Genomic DNA, 18,561 nt, shown 5'->3' with positions numbered 1-18,561 from the left:
ACTTAAATCTTCCTTTTCCTTTAATCGTTTTCTATATTTTCTATTCTATTGGTTTTATGACAAATCCGTAGCTGTATTCATTTTGTTTCAATAAATATTGCTCATGTGGATATTCCCCCCAGCTGGTATCTCCACCCACTCCTCGTTGTGCCAAATCCACACAAATCACGATTTCATTTCTTGGAGTAATATCGCTTGAATGCTGTTGTTTTTTTGTCAATCCCGGATCAAAGTCAGCAGGATAATTATTCAATGCACTCATACAAACAGGCTGATTCCCTGTGATTTCAATTCCTTTTCCTGAATTATTTGTAAGGGTCGCCCAACGTATATCTGTTTTATAACCGTTTTCCTGTGGACGCGGGTAAGGAACATATTGGTCGGCAACTTTGCTGTGGTAAATTCCTTTGAGAGAAGCGGTATTCCTGTCTGAATAATTTTCCCAAGGCCCTCTTCCGTAATAATCAAAGTTTTCAAACTCGTTGCTCAATGAAAACAACATCCCGAAACGAGGCATTTCTGGGACAGGATTGATTCCTTTTTTGTATGAAGAAATAATTTCCAAACTGCCGTCTTCCTTTATCGAATAGGTAACAATATATTCTGAAGCTACATCATTCAAGATAAAGTTGGCTACTATTTGACCGGAAGCATCTGTCTTGATTCCTTTCAAAGTCATATTGTCTCCTGCTGTTCTCCATACATTTAACTTAATTGGCATTTTGTTTCCAAAGTCATTATCCACGGGAGCTCTCCAAAAATTAGGTCTTGGATATTCTTTGAAATATTTCACTCCACTCACGGTATAACCGGAAATGAGTCCCGTTTTTTTACTGATTTTTACCTCAACGGTTCCTGCTTTCAAGATGAAAAAATCATTTTCATCTGCAACATTTGACGCTGGTTTACCTTTTACTTTTGCAAAATATCTGGAATCTTCAATCACAAATTGTTCTTTCGCGATTTCAAATCCTGCTGGTATCATTTCCGTTGCCTGTTTTGTCAATGCGAAAATATTCAGCAGATATTCCACACCTTCTTTTACCTGAATTTTTGGCAGCTCAATTTTTACTTGTTTTTTGGTCAGTGGATTTTGTTTTAAATTCAAAACACCTTCTTTGATCACTTTTCCGTTTTCTAAAACCTCGTATTTAATGGTGTATTGAGAGAGATTTGTGTAAGCAAAATTGTTTTCAATTTCGATGATTCCTTTTTTGACATCAACGTCGTTAAAATAAATATCCTGATACCATTTTTTTACTTCAAAGGCGCCCGGATGTGGTATACGATCCGGCGAAACTATACCGTTATGACAGTCATTTTCGTCATTTACATAATTTTGTCCGCCCATGTCGCCTCCATACGCCCAATACTCGCGACCGATTTCATCTTTAACTTTGAAACCTTGATCAACCCAGTCCCAGATAAATCCGCCTTGCATATTTTTGCTGCCGCGAATAATATCCCAATATTCTTTAAAATTACCGTTGCTGTTCCCCATGGCATGTGAATATTCACACATGATATACGGACGGTCCACTTTTGGTCTAGCGGCATATTCTTTCATGTGTTTTATAGTGGGATACATCGGGCAAATAATGTCTGTATTCTCCTTTTCTTCTGGTTGTTCAAACTGGACAAGACGGGTTTTGTCTCTTTCTTTTATCCATTTATAAGCCTCATAAAACACGGGGCCATTGCCACATTCGTTACCCAACGACCAAATAATTACCGAGGGTTGATTTTTATCTCTTTCGACCAAGCTAAAAATTCTGTCCATATGAGACGCTTTCCACTCGGGCAAATAGGCAGGGTGAACCGACCTGTCCATTCCAACATTATGCTCAACGCCATAACCGTGGCTTTCGATATTGGCTTCATCTACCAAAAAAATTCCGTATTTATTGCACAATTTTACCCATAGTATATTGTTTGGATAGTGACTGCAACGAACCGAATTGATATTCAATTGCTTCATCATTTTGATATCCTTCATCATCATGTCCTCCGTCTGATAATGTCCTGTCACCGGATTGTGTTCGTGGATATTCACGCCATGAACCATAATTCGGACACCGTTTACGAGAAGTTGACCGTTTTTCAATTCTACTGTCCTAAACCCGATTTCAGTTGAAACCGTTTCAATAACTTTTCCTTGTTCATTCTTGGTGTTTATCAACAAAGTGTATAAATAAGGATTTTCGTTGCTCCACAAATTAGGATTGACAATATTTTGAGCAAACTCAATTGATTGCTGTTTTCCCTCTTCAATACTTGTTTTTTGTGCTTTGACAAAAATGACTTTTCCTTTAGCGTCAATTAATTTTGCTTCAACCGTTTGATTGTTTTTTGCTGCAGTACCCAAGTTTTTAAGCTTAACATCAATCGAAAGGCTCCCGTTTTTGTATTGGCCGTCTAGGTCGGGTTTTGCAAAGAAATCGGCAATACGAAGGTCGGCGGTACTGTACAAATACACATTTCTGTCAATTCCGGAAATTCTCCAAAAATCCTGGTCTTCGAGGTAAGAACCATCGCTCCAACGATACACCTCTACAGCGACATCGTTTTTGCCTTGTTTCAGATATTTTGTGATATCAAACTCGGCTGGACTTTTTGTGTTTTCTGTATAACCCACTTTTTCGCCGTTCACCCAAATGTACATAGCCGATGTTCCCGCTTCAAAATGAAGAAAAACATGGCGTCCATCCCAATTTTTAGGCAAGGAAAACTCCCGTTTATACGACCCCACCGGATTGTCTTTGTGGTCAATAAAAGGTGCATTTTTAGGAAATGGATAAGTGATATTGGTATAAATAGGAATCCCATACCCCTTTAACTCCCAATTAGAAGGAACCTCTATTTCCTTCCAGTCACTAGTGTTATAATTTGTTTTGTAAAAATCTGCTGGACGTTTATCGGGTGTGGCAGACCAGTTAAATTTCCAATTTCCGTTCAAATTCATATACCAGTTCGAAGCTGAATAAATATCTGCAATTGCTGTTTTTTCATCCTGATAAGGCAAAAAAGCAGCACGCGCCGGTTCTCGATTAATCTGGAACACTTCCGGGTTTTCCCAATCGTTTCTGTTGTTTTTTTCTTGTCCAAAAACAATTGTCCCACAAGTTATAAACAGGCACAATGAAAGTATTCTAGTCTTGATTTTATGCATTGATTTTTATTTTAATTTCCGCCACAGGAAAAAGTACAAAATGAAAAGAAAGAGTGAAACTCCGTTTAGAAATTCAATTTCTCCGGTAAATATTTTGCCACTAATTCTTTATAATACGGCAATAATGCTTTTACATCCGGCTTAACGGGCGCTTTTGTATATAAATCATAAGGATTAAACTTTTTGACCCATTCAAACATTTCCACGTCTTTCTCATTCATCAAATGTGCATAAGCATTCTCTTTGTGTTGCGAGTAAAATGAATGGTATCGAATCATGTACAAGGCTGGATCCGGCAAATAATCTTTCATTATCTGATACAGATATTCATCATGTCCCCAACTCATTTTTACTTTGTCGAGTCCACAGTTTTCAGAATAAATACCCAATTTAGTATTGAATCTCTCATCTGTGTAATCTGGATTTTCCTTGAAAAATTCCGGGTAAACAATCTTGTCCGAATACGCACAACCAACAGGAAAAGTATCGCCTACCACTGCCCATTGTGGTTCTCCGAACAAACACAAAACTTTTCCAAGATCATGTAAAAACCCCGTAAGAACAAACCAATCTGGATGGCCATCTGCCCTGATTGCTTCAGAAGTTTGCAAAAGATGTTGGGTTTGGTCTAAATCAATGTCTGGGTCACTGTCGTCAACAAGAGTGTTCAAAAAATCTACTGCCTCCCAAATAGACATTTGTTTTTTATTGAACTGCAGAAACTCTTCCTCTTTGCTGCATACGAAATCATAGGTTTGGTAGGTGTGATTCATCCTGTAAAACTCTTTAACCGTTTCTACACGCTCTGAATCGACATAATTTCTAAACTCTTCCTTTTCTTTTATATTTTCTGTTGGATCTGGGTAACGTATCAACAAATCATCTTCCCATTCGTCCAAATTTTTCAGCGGTTTATCCGTGTCTATTATTTTTTTCATGACATTTAATTAAAAATTACAAGACAAAAATATAGTTTCAACTAGAAAATGAAATGGACTAATCCATCAAAAATATGGATAGATTGTAATTTGAGGATGATTTTACGCCTACTTAAAATACTAATAACTAATTAATTAACTTGCTTGGAGGAAACCCGAACTGTTTTTTGAAACATCTACTGAAATATAAAGGATCGTTGAAGCCCACTAAATCGGTTACTTCGGAAACATTGTGTTTTTTTGTTTTTAAAAGTTGAGCGGCTTTTTTCAAACGAATGGTTCTAATAAATTCATTGGGAGCCAAATCGGTCAATTCTTTGATTTTTCGGTATAATTTTGAAGAGCTGACACCTAATTTATCACACAAAAATTCCGTTGACAAATCCAATTCGCTCAAATTATCGTTTATTAAACCCGTGACTTTTGCCAAAAACTCTTCGTCAATGGGAGAATGGGTCAGCAGGCCTATCTTGCTTTCCACTTCGCCAGAGAATTTTGCTTTTAATTCCAGTCTTGATTTGATAATGTTTTCAATGACTGATTTAAGCAACGAAGGTTCGAATGGTTTTACGATATACCCATCGGCACCTATGCCATATCCTTTTACCTTGTCTTCATTATCGGAAAGTGCGGTCAATAAAACTACCGGAATGTGGCTAATAAACTCGTCCTTTTTTAGTTCTGTGCAAAATTCGTGACCATCCATAACCGGCATCATGACATCCGAAACACATAGAATTGGTTTGATTTGTCGACAAATTTTCAGTCCTTCCTCTCCATTTTCGGCCTCGTAAACTTTGTAATAATCGGATAAATAATCCACTAGATATTTTCGGAGTTCCACATTGTCCTCAACAACCAATATTTTTTGTTTTAAATCCGTGTTTTGAAGTATTTTCTTCACCGTTTTTTCAGGAATCGGCATACTGTGATTGTCATTTTTCACAACATATTCGACTGCTTCTTTATCGGTGTAAAAAACCCGGTCTATTGGAATTTCAACTGTAAATATACTTCCCTTGCCGGGTGTACTCACTACTTTAATGATTCCCTTGTGAAGTTCCACCAACGATTTTACCAATGACAAACCAATCCCCGATCCCGTGTTGTGTTCTTTGCTGTTGGTCACCTGATAAAAGCGCTTGAATATTTTTTCCTGGCTTTTTAAAGGAATTCCAATTCCGTTGTCACTTACTTCAATAACCAACAGGCCTTCTTCTCCGTCTTTTAACCTTAGAAACAAATCTACATTGCCATAATTATTTGTAAACTTCATGGCATTGGACAAAAGATTGTATAGAATTTTATCATACTTGTCATTATCTATCCAGCCGGTTATTTCTTCATTTTCTGTTGTAAAACCCAATCGGATATTTTTGTTGTATGCCAGTTCCTTAAAAGAATCGAAAATGTTTTTGGAATAGGCAACGATATCGGTTTCTGAAACTCTCAGTTTTAATTCTCCTGCTTGTGCTTTTCTAAAATCCAATACTTGGTTGACCAGATTTAACATCCTGCTTGCATTTTGATGAATCAGATTGTGCCTGCTTTTTTGATATTCGCTTGCATTGCCTTCGTCCATCAATTGCTTGGCAGGGCCCAATATTAGGGTCAAAGGCGTTCTTAACTCATGGGAAATATTGGTAAAAAAACGAAGTTTTTCATTGTTCAATTTAACGTCTTGTTCTCGTTTTACTTTTTCTGTCAGCAATTCTTGTTTCAATCGAATACGATTTTTAATCTCTTTATTTACAAAGTAAAAAATAACGGCCAATAGTATAAGAAATAACAATAATGCGGGTACCGTCAACCAAAAAGGAGGCAGAATTCTTATTTGGTAAGAAGCCGTCTTGCTCCAATGTCCGTCACTGTTGCTTGATCTTATTTTGAAAACATATTCACCAGGATAAAGATTGGTATATTGAACATTTCTTGAGTTACTGTTGGCACTGATCCAATTCTTATCAAAACCTTCAAGCATGTATTCAAACTTGTTCAGTTTTTCGTTTGTAAAAGAAGGTGTCGAAAACTGGATTGAAAAATCGCGATTTTTATAGCTTAGCTCCACTTCTTTACTATAATTCAAATCTTTTGAAAGTGGTACTTGTCCATTAATTTCCTTGCCGGGAAAAATCTCTTCGTTCTGAATCTTGAATTCAGTAATAATGGGCATTGGAGACCATTTATTATTTATTATCTTGTCGAGCGAAAAATGAATGATGCCGTTTTTACTCCCTAAATAAATGCTTGAACTATTAAAATTAAAAAAACCTCCAGAGCTGAAAACATCGAGTCTGTTTCCGCTTTTTACATGATAAACATTGACATCTTTTAAATTAGTGTTAAGCCTTGCTATAGTATTATTGTTGATGTTCAACCATAAATTTCCATTAGTGTCCGACAGTATGTCCGTAATCCACTTTCCGGAAAGTTCCTTGGGATTGGTTATGGGTTTAAAATTATCTTTTGAGGGTTCATAAAAACATAGACCAAAACGTGTGGAAACCCATATTCTTCCTTTGACATCAACCAGAACGTCACTAATATTATCATCGTGCGGTATGCCTTTTTCTTTGGCATAAAGCGACTTGTATATTTTAATTTGTCCGGAATTAATGTTATATCTTGCCACTCCGGTTTCTGTTGCCAACCAAACATTATTGGCTTTGTCTTTCTCTATGGCATTAATTTGAAAACCAGGAAGTAATTTACCCGAAGCTCCTTGAACCTGCAACGTTTTGGTATTTAATATAACTGCTCCTTCTCCAAAAGAGCCTATGATAATTGTTTCTTCCCCAATCTTGTTAAAAGCAAATACAGGTGCTTCGCTAAATCCTACATTAACTTCTTTTGAGGTATTGGTCGTATAATTGTAAACCAGCACATTGCCGTTCCAAAGACCGCAGTAAAATATTTTCCCATCATCAGAATAGATGCTTGCCAAGTCCTTGTTATTGTCATACAAGGGAGCAAAACCTTTTGCATTGGATATAAAAAGTCCATTATGCCTTGTTTCGACAATTACTTTTCCATCATGCGTTTTAGAAAAGCCTCGGATACGGGGAGCTTGGTTACCGATGTGACGGGATATGTCTTTGTTGAGAACAAACTGGTTTTCGTACGGGTCATATTTGTCCAATCCATCTTCTGTACCAATCCACAGTACTCCGGATGCATCAAAATATAGTGCCGAAACTAGATTGTCAACTAGGGATGTTTCATCAGACAATATCGAATAATACCATTTATAATTCCCATTCTGAATATCTTCCAATTGATTGCACACGAGCAAACCTCCTAATGTCCCTACCAAATATTTCCCATTTGGAGCTTGGGCCACCGACAAAAAATAGGGACCCAAACTATTTCTGGTTTCTTTATTTTCTATATACAGATTTACGAATGCATTTTTTGATTTATCCAGTTTATACAAACCTTCCCGAGTTCCAATAAAAATATCAAACTTGGCATCTTGGAAAATAAAATTAATGTACGGGTTTTTTTCGGCTGAATTAGGAATACTTAGCGTATAATTATTGACACGCACAATCTCGCCTTTACCGCTTAAAGTAATTTTTGCCACCGATCCCGTTTCATAACTGCCAATCCAAATCCCTCCTTTTTTATCTTCGAAAATTTCATTTACATATACAAAACCCGGGATTGAAACTTTTTCGAACCTGTTTTCTTTTGGAAAAAACATGTAAACTCCCTTGGTTTTGGTTCCTACCCAAACCCTTTTGAATTTGTCTACGTGCACCGAACGAATCTCTTCGTCTGGTAAACTTTTGGGATTGTTTATTTGTGGCAAAAATGTTGTGAACTCATTCGTGTCGATTTTATAAAGCGTCAGGCCTTTTCTTGTTCCTATCCATAAATTGTTGGATGTTTTGTCAAGTTCCAGAGCTGTTATGTCATCATTATTCAATCTGTTTTCACTTGTGGAAGAACTCAAGTATGTTTTAAATTGATATCCATCAAAACGGTTCAGTCCAGAGAAAGTGCCAAACCACAAAAAACCATTTTTATCTTGGACAATATGCCTAACCGAATTATGGGACAAGCCGTTATTATCATTATAATGATCAAATTTTATATTCTGGGAATGAGAATAATAAAAAGTGATTATGAAGAAAAATAATATAAAAGGATTTGGTTTCATATGGGTGAATTATATTTTTCAGTGGTCACTTATGTTATGCTCCGCCAGTTCGCTTGTGCTCGTGTCGCCTTTTTACTCATTGGTGTTTGCTTCATTGGGTTAATATTTTTCATAGGCGTTCAGCGAATTTCATTTGCTAGCACAAACTCCTTGTTAATGGCGATTTCATACAATGAATTATAGATGCAATTTACTATTTTTAAACCAATAAATTTATCCCCATCAAGGGTTTATTCGTTCTATATGGTTGGTTTTCAAGTTGATTTTAAAATGGTTTGACGGTTGTCCTTTCATCATTTTTTGAACTATTTTTGACCATAAAACCAATCGCTCGTCGCCTGATTTTTCTAACTGTTCACATACCATTTGGTATTGCTTTAATCTGTTGGCGCCTATTTCCGGCTTGGCCAATTCATCGGCATTTTTCAACCTGTAAAAATCAAATAGCATGTCAAAAGCTGTCCAGGTTTCAAAATCGTGGATGGTTAAATGGTTTGAGGATAACGCAGCATCAACTTCCGAAGTGTTTTTATTGATCTCCAATAAATCCTTGCCTGAAAGCTTTACGATGGAAGATAAAAATGCTACGGGAAAATCTTCGGGCAAAAAACGAAGACGCACTAATTCTTTCAAATGCCATTGGGTAAATTCTTCATAATCTTTGGCTTTCAGAATGTCTTTATTCCAAATATTTGGGCTTTTTATATTTTGCAAATGGGCATACTCCTCTTCATAAAAAGGAAACAAGCTGTTAAACTTTGGAACCGACCCAATCACGACGGTTTCCACCTCAACTTCGGAATTGGAATTAATAGTCAGAATTTTATAAGCGGGTTTGTATGCAGCCAACGAAGGCGTCTGGATATTAAACAAGGTATTCCCTTTTGCCGTTGTTCTTACTCCAGTATCGTTGATGTGCATGTGACCACCAAAATGAATTTGGATGCCCGCATCGGCAAATGTTTGGGCTACCTCTTCGTTGGGCACTCTGTCCAGCTGCATTTTATTGGGAGCAAAAAGTAGTTTCATTTCCGGTGTGGCACCATCATTAAAATCGACCATGGGATAATGGCTAAAGGCAATCAATATTTTTCCTTTTTGTTTGGCTTCCGCCGAGACTTTTTTGACCCATTCTACCAAATGATTTTTATATAAAAGCACGTTGTTATACCCAATTGTGGCTCCTGAAAAATTATGGGGATCATCCAACAAACCCGACAATTTTTCATTGGGAACATAGGCATTGGCGTCTATGGCCAAAAGCCAAACTCCTTTGATGGGTTCGACCAAATAACTCGCATCGGGAAGGGATAAATTAGTGTTTTTAATAGCATAGGTTCTTTTTTCCAAGACTGATTCTGCTAAAGCTTTATCAAAATTATAGGCTTCATGCCCATAACTTGAAAAAGGGGTTTCCCAATACAAATAGCTCTTTTGTGGATAGAAACCAAAATCAGCCATTTCATTTAAGGTTTCTTTGTAACCCCAGTTTTTTATATCGGAAGTGATGATGGGTTCCAATTCCTTTTCGTGTGCCAAATTAGTTTTATAACTGCTGATAATTTGTTCTTTTCCATCTTTGCCCAAAAAATCGGTTTTGGTTGCTTCTTGGGAAAAAGGTCTTACTACGTCGTGATTTCCCGTTGTCACGAAAAATGAAATGCCATATTTTTTTGAGTAGTCATCGAGTATTTTTTTCAATCCCCTAACGTGTACAGGTTGCCCGTCATCGCTGAAATCGCCTGGAAGCACGACCTGTTTGATGCCTCTTTTCAAAATATCATTTAAGGCTTCCAAAAACGCGAAATAGTTCTCGTTGAAAATTCTGGTGGAATGCAATTGCGAACTCATGGTCCGGATATTGGCATATTCATCCGTTACCGGATTTTTTATTCCTTGGTAAGTGTTGTCTTGAAATTTTCCAAAAATATCATTCAAATGTACATCGGCAATAAAAGCAATTTGTACCTTTTTTTGAACTGGTTGCTGTTCCGTTTTACAAGCATATAAAGAAAGTAATAGTAGCAATAAACCCGATATTCTTGACATATAACTTTGTTTTTCAATTATTTATTACGCTGGAACTTCTTGTCTAAACCTACTTGGTGACAACATCAATTTCTGAATACCCAACAACATCATCCCCTTTAGTATTTTTCAATGCCTGAAGCTTTATGTAACGTGCTTGTGCCAACTTAAAAGTTTTATTTTGCCACAAGGGATTGTTGTTGATATTCGAAAATTCGCCTTCATCCACTAATTCCCAATTGTTGTTATCCTGCGAAATATAGAATTTATAATTCGAAATAATCCCTTTAGACTTCAAATTTTGGTCTGGCAAGTATCTAAAACCGATTAAATTTTCTGTTTTACCCAAGTCAATCACCAAATCAACAGGCATCTTTTTATTTTTATCCTGAAACCAAATTGAAGTAGAATTCCCGTCAATGCTTTTATACGCTTCCACATCATTAATTTCCAGAATTTTCCAATTCGTTCTGGCAATATCAAATTTTTCTTCAATGACAGCACTACTTTTTTTGGTGGCAGGATTGTAAGCAATGGCCTTAACTGCTACTTTTCCAGCTTCCGTTTTAATTTTTCCAATATATTTATTCGAATTTGCTGTTGGATTACTTCCATTCAGCGTGTAAAAAACTTGGGATTCCGAATCGGCAGGAATAATGCTGATGTCTCCTGATTGCTCCCTGATTATTGCTGGAGCAGTCAATATTTGTGGCGCATTGTAAATTTCGATATTGGAAATAAGCGGACAACTTTTTGAATCCGTAATCGTAAAGCGAAGTTTTGTTGCCTCTACAGTTGGAAAACAAAGTATTCGTTTGTAACCAATGGTGGTTTCCTTTGCCAATTCCTTCCATTCCCCTTTCACATAGGCTTCGACGGTAAAAGATTTTACCCGTTGTCCCAATCGAATGTATTCCTGAACCAGAAACCGGTTGAAAGTGGTCGGCTTGTCAAAATTAATAATCAGTGAAGCGGTATTGATGTTGTCATCCGTTGCCCAATAGGTTTCCTTGTCGCCATCTAATGCCTTGTCTGCTCCAAATATTGCATTGTTCTCCCTACTATTTGAAGCTTCCGCTTTCACTTTTTTGGCTAGATTCACGGCAAAAGATTCCTTTATTGCTTGCGCCAATTCCAAAGCTGCTTTTTCGTCATTTTTATGGATTAAACCGTTCGGCATAATCGGAAAATTAAGTAGAAAAGTGCCATTGCGACCTATAGAATTGTAGTAAGTTTCCATAAGTTCCGGCAGCGTTTTTACCTTGCTGTCTTCTCTTAAATGATAAAACCATTCCGGTCGGATGGACGTGTTTACTTCACCCGGAACCCAAGCATCACCATCTTCCACTCCATACCGTAACATATCAGCCTGAACATCCCCTGTTGCATTTAACAGACTCCAATTGGTTTTTCCCACATAACCTGCTTCAGTACCAACCCAGCGAAGATCTGCCCTATCCCCATTGTCATTCCAAATCACAATATTGGATTGCAATTTTCGAACAAGAGCATAGGTGTTTTTCCAATCATAATAGGTTTTGCGGTCAATCTTGCGAATTTCGTTCGCACCGCCGTAATAACCGTCACCACCATTGGCTCCGTCAAACCACACTTCGAAAACATCTCCATAATTGGTCAGGAGCTCCGTTAATTGATTTCGGAAATACGTAATGTATTCCGGTTTTCCATAATCGGGATGGTTCCTGTCCCAAGGAGAAAGATAAACTCCTAATTTCAATCCATATTCTTTACAAGCATTTGCCATTTCACGCATAATATCCCCTTTGCCATTTTTCCAAGGAGAATTTTTTACCGAATAGTCCGTATATTTTGATGGCCAAAGACAAAAACCACTATGGTGTTTCGCCGTAATTATAATGCCTTTCATACCTGCTTCCTTGCAAATTCGAGCCCACTGCCTACAATCCAACTCGGTTGGGTTAAAGATTTTAGGATCCTCATCACCCTTTCCCCAAGCCATATCGGTATAGGTGTTCACGGATAAATGAACAAAAGCATAATATTCCATCTCCTGCCATTTCATTTGGTTTTCACTGGGAACTGGGCCATAATCTTCGGGAGCTTTTACTTGGCCATAAGCCGAAAAAACAAAACTTAAACAAAAGAGGGTTCTAAAAAAAATGGTCCTGAAATTCATTCGATTATAGTAAATTAATTTATTTTTTTATTCTTTCAAAAGTATTGTTCTCAAAAGAAATTTTGTAATCCGATTTGAATAGTTGGCTTGGCAAGTAATGATCCTTTGAAATGACTCGAGCACCGGATGCTTTCGCTTTTTCAAACGAAACATAATCATTTGTTCTGGATTTCTATTTTTTTTGTATTAATTACACTATAATCAAAATCAAATCATTTTTTAATAAAACACTAACAATCAACAAATTAAATAATAAATCCCAATCGTTTTGCCTAAAAAAAAGCAAAAAAAGAGTACACAGATGACACCAATTGATCAAATAAAAGATTGATTTTAAATTTTCAATCCATTAAAATTCGTCTCATCTGTGCACTATTCTTTGCGTTTCAGAATTTCAAATCCCACAAAAAATAAAGCCAATTTTTTGCTTTATTTGATGTAAGCTTCTAGTTTGTCGATAGTGTTTATTTCCTTTTCTCTGGCACTTGCCGAAATTATTTCGGTCGATAAATGTTTTGTCGGTTTGGAGATTAACAAATACTGTGTTCCATCATCGGTATTTTTCACATAATCTTTTGGATTATATTTTATTGCCGCTCCAATTTCAACAACCTCGGCAGCCACGTCTTCAGGGTGTTTTCCCCAAACAGCGATGTAATTATTCCCTTTTTTGGTTTTAAAATCTTTAAAATAATTTACTCCCGTAACAAACTGTACTTTTTCTCCATTCAAGCTAAAAGCTTCCACTTTAGCCTCTCTTTTCCCGGAAAATACGGTAACACGAACCATGATGTCTACTTTTTTTCCTTTGTAGGGAACTCCTTTGGAAATCATTTCCATCCATGAAGTCGTGTCTGTTTTTCCAACACGAGCCAAACGATTGGTTACTGGATTCAAGGGAACCACTTTTTCTCCGTCCCAAAGACGCACGCCTCCCAAACCTACGGTAGCTGCCACTTTATAATAATCCGCTCCCCATCCTTGTTTTTGTTGTTCTGGAGTTGGATACCAATGCGCTTGTTTCAACTCTAAACCTGGTTTTGCTTTATTGTAAACGTCGATGGCCGCTTTGTCACTAAAATAGATTCTCAATGCCATCCACTCGTTTTCAACTGCCGGTCCGTGATGTCCAATTGTCTGGTATAAATCTCCTGATTCTGAACCAATGTCGGTCAAGAAAGTTATTTTTTCGGACTTCATGTACAAACTGGTGTCTGTATTATTTTGTCCAAAACAAGCACAACCAAACAGCAAAACAGCCATAAATGATAATTTCATAATTTCAATTATTTATAGGTTAATTTTAATTTTTCGTAAAATTAAGTAAACTTTCTACAATGCCAGAAAAATTCCTCCATTTATTATGAAATCGTCATTTTATGCCTAAATGGGGTGAATCCCGTAATGTAAACATGTACGCCATTTGTACGCAAACTGCCTTGATGATAGGTATATATTTCACTGTCCAAATTATCTATATTGCGATGTTCCACCTTTCCAGGGCCAAATTGAATGCTATCTGCCCCCATGGACAATTCTGCCAATCCAGAATTCAAGAAATAATTGTTCTTTTCATCCTTCACGGCTCCCGTAATGTTGCTTCCTTCTTTAAAGCACATTTCTATTGTCACTTCAACATTGGGTGGGCCATCCACTTTAAAATCCAAATTTAGCCTTCCATTATTTTCCGTAACTTCAATCACGGTAATTTGCTGTTTTACATTGCTTTTTGATCGGGAATCAAATTCCATTTTATTCCAAAATCGACCATCCGGTGATGGCGATAATGTATAATCCCCGTCGGCTTTGCGGAATTCTGCGGCAAGAGGCTGGTAATAATCCGCTTCCTTGGTTTCCTTCAAAATATATTTATTTCCTTCTTTGATGATGCCGTCACTACTGAAATATCCCATTCTAAAAAACGAAGTGGACAAACGCATGTATTTCAGTATGGCATCACTTTTCCTGTACATCAAAAAGTTGGGATTTGAGGATCTCCCGGAAACAATCATTACCGGTTTGTCATTTCCGCCAAATAATGTTACAGCCGTTTTTCCGCGCCTGATTCTGGCCAAATTGGACAATGCAAAAAACTTTTCATAATCATTCTCCACATTGGCTGCAACCGGAAGCGGTTGCTGAAGCTCTTTGTTTTCCATAAAAAACAACAACGAACCTGAAAGGGTTTCAGTAGTAAAATCGGGAAGATTTTCGATATTTTTAGCCATCTGGGCAAACATTGGATTGTTGGCATAAATGGCCATGTAACGGTATGGCAAATAAAATTTGGAGCTATTTATGTCCATAAATTGATCCTGTCTTCTGGAATCAACGGAAACCAAATCTCCATTGGGTTCCATATAATAAAAATAGGTCGTCAGGTTTTTTTGAACAATATTCAACAATTCCGGTTTGTTCAACAATCTTGCAATGGTAATCAATGCTTTGTCGATGACAACGGAATAAATTCCGCTTCGCTCCGAATAATGACCCTCGGCATCGATGTAAATCCCCTCGGCCAGCCATTGGTCAATTCTTCTGACATATTTGGCATCCGGATACAAAAAATTGATATTGGCCAAAGCGGCACTGACAACCCATCTGTGGTTTGGAGTATGAACCCCTCCAGTAACCATGGCTTCTCCCGCATTGACGATAAAACTTTTCATTTTGTTTCTCAACCCTTCCAAATCTTTCTGTTTTTCCAGATTCAACACTGCGGCAGCCGGACAAATATATTCCAAAATAAAAGCGGTATCAGGCGGTGATTGTCTGTTGCCTCCCGCATCCAATGTGCCATCACTGTATTGCTCCTTCAACATTATATCCATTACTTGATTCAGTTTCTCTTCCAAAACTTTGGACTTGTAATATTCCGATTCCGAATGGGATATCGAAGCGGTCATCGCAGTTATGGCACCTGCCAATGGCCTAAAATTACTGATGCGAATATTGGGATTAACCAATCCTTTATCCAATATGCTCTTCACTTTGGCATCATTGTTCAAAAGGAGTTTTTTCATTAATTGCGTATCCACTTTTGTCTTGCCATTATCTGAAAATAAATCATTTGCAAAAACAAGATCGCTAACCAATGCTCCTGCCAATGTCAGTCCACCAAGTCTAATAAATTTTCCACGACTCATTTTATTTTTCATGCTGTAGGTTTTTCGGTTGGTTTTTGGTTGGTTTAAATTACTTATCCTCAATTTTCACGAGCGTGAAATTTATTCCCAATGGGTTTTTGGTCATTTTACAGATTAAAGGGTAATCCAGATTTTTTACAATCCACATTTCGGTTTCATCTATCTGTGCAATTACGTGCAAAGCATCAACCGATTTTCCGTCTAGTACAAACGGATTTTTGTCGGCATTTTGATCTAAAACATAGGTGGTATTGTTATAAATGAACTTGTTGTTTTTTAATAAATCTTGGTAAGCCGCTCTCGAAATCATGAAAAAAGTCTCTGTCGGTTTCAATACCAAAACTTCTAAATCCTCGCCTTGAATATAACTCAAGGCATTTCCCTTTTTCAATGCTTCCTGCCGAATTGTGATACTGCTGTTTTTCACGCCTTTGGTATTCAATTCAAACACAAGCGTATCGGCTGTCATTTTGGTGTTTAGCGTCAAGGTTCTGGTTTGCCCGTGCAATTTGCAGACATAATTTAATTCTGTTTTGTTTTTAATCGTGGGTATATGGCTTTGTGCTGTCACCATTTGAAATAGTGAACAAAAAACGATTGTGGCAATTATATTTTTCATCTGTTGCTTATTTTGTTGGTGGTAAAATAGTGGTGCCCCAAGCCGAAGGTTTGGAGTCCATTTCCAAAATCAATTCGCCTCCTTTAACGATGTCTTCGTGTAAAATCCAAGCTTGGTTGAAAGGCTTTCCGTTCAACAAAGCCGATTTTACATACTTCTTGGTATCACTTAAATTTTTGGTCGTAATCTTGAAACTTTTCCCGTCTTCCAACTGCAATGTGGTTTCTTTGATTAATGGCGTATTCAGTAAATAATAAGGCTGACCTGCGTTTGGATACAACCCTATCATGTGGAAAGCCAACCAAGACGACATCGCACCGGAATCGTCATTGCCCGGCAAACCTGCATGGGAAGTATTGAAACTCTCATTAATGATTCCCATGATTCTGTCACTGCTTAAATACGGTTTTCCTATCCAATGATACATAGTCGGCGCCAAAAAAGAAGGCTCATTGGAAACATCATACAATTTGTTGTCAAAAAATGTATCCAATCTTTTTTGGAAAGCCAATTCACCGCCTGATTTACGAACAACTTCAGGTAAGTCATGCGGGACACTCAAAGAATATTCCCAAGAAGTTCCTTCATAAAAAAACACGCACCAATGACAAACATACCAAGGAGATTCCGTAATTGTCGGCGTATATTTATAGGTTGGCTTTTGAATTTTTGACTCTCCAAAAACAACATCATCCAACCAATTGCCGGCCGCATCTTTGGGCATGATGAAACCTTTGGTGCCTTTATTTTCATAATCGGCTCGCCATAAATTTTTCCAATTATTGGATTGTTTCATGTATCTGTCATAAATATCCATACGATTCAATCCTTTGGCAACCGTTGCTATATTATAATCGTTGTAGGCATAATCCATGGTACAGTTTCCAGCACGACCCACCCCAAATGGCACATAGCCCAATCGCAAATAATCCACTAATCCGGCACGGCCTTCTTTCTCTTCATTTCCACCCGGAGGAACTTCTGCATCTTTCAGCATTGCTTTCAATGCCAGTTCATAATCAATCCCTTTTAGATTTTTCACAAAAGCATCAGCTAGTACAGTCTCGGCATTAGAACCGCCTTGAGTACGGCCGTTATCATTCCCGCTTCTGCCTTCCGGCAAATAACCATCATGCTTGTAGATATTTAGCATGGCATTGACAATTTCTACCTGACGCTTGGAATCGATTAGTGTTATCAAAGGACTGGATGTTCTAAAAGTATCCCAAATAGTATAAAAATCATCATAATATGGCCCATCATTTTCCCACAACGGATTTTCTCCCGTTCTGTTTACAGGCATTATCATGGTATGGTACAAGCCCGTGTAAAACATTTTTTTATACTCATTGGAGGTGTCTGCCGACAGTTTGATGCGACTTAACAATTGCTCCCATTTGTTTTCCAATGCGGATAAAACGGTATTGAAATTCCAATGCGGAATTTCTGTTTCAATATTGTTTTTGGCTTTCAGCTCACTCAAAAACGAGATTCCGATTTTGACATTCAGTTCTTGCTTTCCAGCTGTACCAAAAGAAAGTAGTGCAGCCGTTTTTTTTCCTGAATCAAATTGAGCCGATTGGTTGGCGTAAAATTTGCCGTCTTTCCAAGTAACATGTTTGGCAATTGGCTGGTCGAAAACTGCCCAAAAGTAAACGGTATAAGCACGACCGTTATTCCATCCTCCTCTTATCCTGCTGTATCCTCTTACTTCTGTGTCCGAAACAATTTCGATTTGGGAACCAACAAATTGCTGGGCTTCTCTTGCGTTGGGTTCAGGATTTTCTCCCAAGAAAAAACCTGGGTCAATCTTTAACTCTTTGGATGCGTTTTTGGGATACGTAATGCGATAAAACGAAACTTTCTCGGCTGTCGTTATTTCCGTTTTTATCTGATTTTCTTTGAAAACCGTTTCATAATAACCCAATTTTATGTTTTCTTCTGCCCTATAAGAAGTTTGATCTAATTTATCCAAAGCACCGGAAAAAGGCATGATCTGGATATTCCCGTATTTTTGACCACCACCAGTCCCACTAACGTGAACTTGACTGAATCCCGTTACTTCTGTTGGCAACGGCAACCAACCACTATTGGGTCTCACCGTGCAATCCGGACTTGGTTTGACCATGCCGTAAGGACAAGAAGGACCAATAAACACTCTTCCGTCGCCTTCTGACCCAATCATGGGATCTACGTAATTATGAAGCTGGTTTTGGGCATTGATTGTTGTCGAAAAGAATAACGACATCCCTAAAAAAAACATGATTTTAGTATTCAATTTCATTTTCTTTTATGCTTTGAATTGGTATTGTTTTTTGTTGTCAATTGGTTTTTTAATAAA

The 18,561-nt window shown here is 37.5% G+C and carries 9 protein-coding genes and 1 pseudogene; all 10 read right to left on the bottom strand.

Translation table 11 applies throughout. The features are described from left to right. Positions 1–40: 40 nt before the first annotated feature. Positions 41–3,169 carry a beta-galactosidase, LacZ type gene (gene lacZ / locus BUC16_RS15485; protein WP_073371715.1) on the bottom strand — a complete coding sequence of 1,043 codons (3,129 nt, stop codon included), beginning with the start codon at positions 3,167–3,169 and terminating at the stop codon, positions 41–43. Positions 3,170–3,234: 65 nt separating this feature from the next. Further along, positions 3,235–4,107, bottom strand: coding sequence for an inositol oxygenase family protein (locus BUC16_RS15480; RefSeq protein WP_073371714.1), 873 nt, complete (start codon positions 4,105–4,107; stop codon positions 3,235–3,237). A gap of 127 nt (positions 4,108–4,234) precedes the next feature. After that, positions 4,235–8,269, bottom strand: coding sequence for a hybrid sensor histidine kinase/response regulator (locus BUC16_RS15475; RefSeq protein ID WP_073371713.1), 4,035 nt, complete (start codon positions 8,267–8,269; stop codon positions 4,235–4,237). A 222-nt stretch (positions 8,270–8,491) separates the two neighbouring features. Beyond that, positions 8,492–10,318: a metallophosphoesterase family protein gene (locus BUC16_RS15470; protein ID WP_073371712.1), complete on the bottom strand. Its 1,827-nt coding sequence runs from the start codon at positions 10,316–10,318 to the stop codon at positions 8,492–8,494. A gap of 49 nt (positions 10,319–10,367) precedes the next feature. Next, positions 10,368–12,455, bottom strand: a complete 2,088-nt coding sequence (locus BUC16_RS15465) for an alpha-L-fucosidase (RefSeq protein WP_073371711.1) — start codon at positions 12,453–12,455, stop codon at positions 10,368–10,370. Between the two features lie 19 nt (positions 12,456–12,474). Then, positions 12,475–12,612: pseudogene (locus BUC16_RS17915) on the bottom strand (phosphatidylinositol-specific phospholipase C1-like protein); the annotation flags it as partial. 272 nt (positions 12,613–12,884) lie between these two features. After that, complete coding sequence (locus BUC16_RS15455) at positions 12,885–13,733, bottom strand: DUF4861 family protein (RefSeq protein ID WP_073371710.1); 849 nt, start codon at positions 13,731–13,733, stop codon at positions 12,885–12,887. Positions 13,734–13,816: 83 nt separating this feature from the next. After that, positions 13,817–15,613: a hypothetical protein gene (locus BUC16_RS15450; RefSeq protein WP_141226183.1), complete on the bottom strand. Its 1,797-nt coding sequence runs from the start codon at positions 15,611–15,613 to the stop codon at positions 13,817–13,819. 37 nt (positions 15,614–15,650) lie between these two features. Further along, positions 15,651–16,220, bottom strand: a complete 570-nt coding sequence (locus BUC16_RS15445; protein WP_073371709.1) for a hypothetical protein — start codon at positions 16,218–16,220, stop codon at positions 15,651–15,653. Positions 16,221–16,227: 7 nt separating this feature from the next. Beyond that, positions 16,228–18,504 carry a GH92 family glycosyl hydrolase gene (locus tag BUC16_RS15440; protein WP_073371708.1) on the bottom strand — a complete coding sequence of 759 codons (2,277 nt, stop codon included), beginning with the start codon at positions 18,502–18,504 and terminating at the stop codon, positions 16,228–16,230. Between the last annotated feature and the right edge of the window lie 57 nt (positions 18,505–18,561).

The sequence above is a fragment of the Flavobacterium fluvii genome, from assembly GCF_900129545.1.
GTDB classification, from domain to species: domain Bacteria; phylum Bacteroidota; class Bacteroidia; order Flavobacteriales; family Flavobacteriaceae; genus Flavobacterium; species Flavobacterium fluvii.
Note: the sequence above shows the minus strand (reverse complement) of the source record. Positions and strands in the feature narration are given on the sequence as shown.

What these genes read in the sequence shown, in the direction of transcription:
- lacZ (WP_073371715.1), bottom strand. Translation starts at nt 3,169, where the DNA reads ATGCATAAAATCAAGACTAGAATACTTTCATTGTGCCTGTTTATAACT.
- BUC16_RS15480 (WP_073371714.1), bottom strand. Translation starts at nt 4,107, where the DNA reads ATGAAAAAAATAATAGACACGGATAAACCGCTGAAAAATTTGGACGAA.
- BUC16_RS15475 (WP_073371713.1), bottom strand. Translation starts at nt 8,269, where the DNA reads ATGAAACCAAATCCTTTTATATTATTTTTCTTCATAATCACTTTTTAT.
- BUC16_RS15470 (WP_073371712.1), bottom strand. Translation starts at nt 10,318, where the DNA reads ATGTCAAGAATATCGGGTTTATTGCTACTATTACTTTCTTTATATGCT.
- BUC16_RS15465 (WP_073371711.1), bottom strand. Translation starts at nt 12,455, where the DNA reads ATGAATTTCAGGACCATTTTTTTTAGAACCCTCTTTTGTTTAAGTTTT.
- BUC16_RS15455 (WP_073371710.1), bottom strand. Translation starts at nt 13,733, where the DNA reads ATGAAATTATCATTTATGGCTGTTTTGCTGTTTGGTTGTGCTTGTTTT.
- BUC16_RS15450 (WP_141226183.1), bottom strand. Translation starts at nt 15,613, where the DNA reads ATGAAAAATAAAATGAGTCGTGGAAAATTTATTAGACTTGGTGGACTG.
- BUC16_RS15445 (WP_073371709.1), bottom strand. Translation starts at nt 16,220, where the DNA reads ATGAAAAATATAATTGCCACAATCGTTTTTTGTTCACTATTTCAAATG.
- BUC16_RS15440 (WP_073371708.1), bottom strand. Translation starts at nt 18,504, where the DNA reads ATGAAATTGAATACTAAAATCATGTTTTTTTTAGGGATGTCGTTATTC.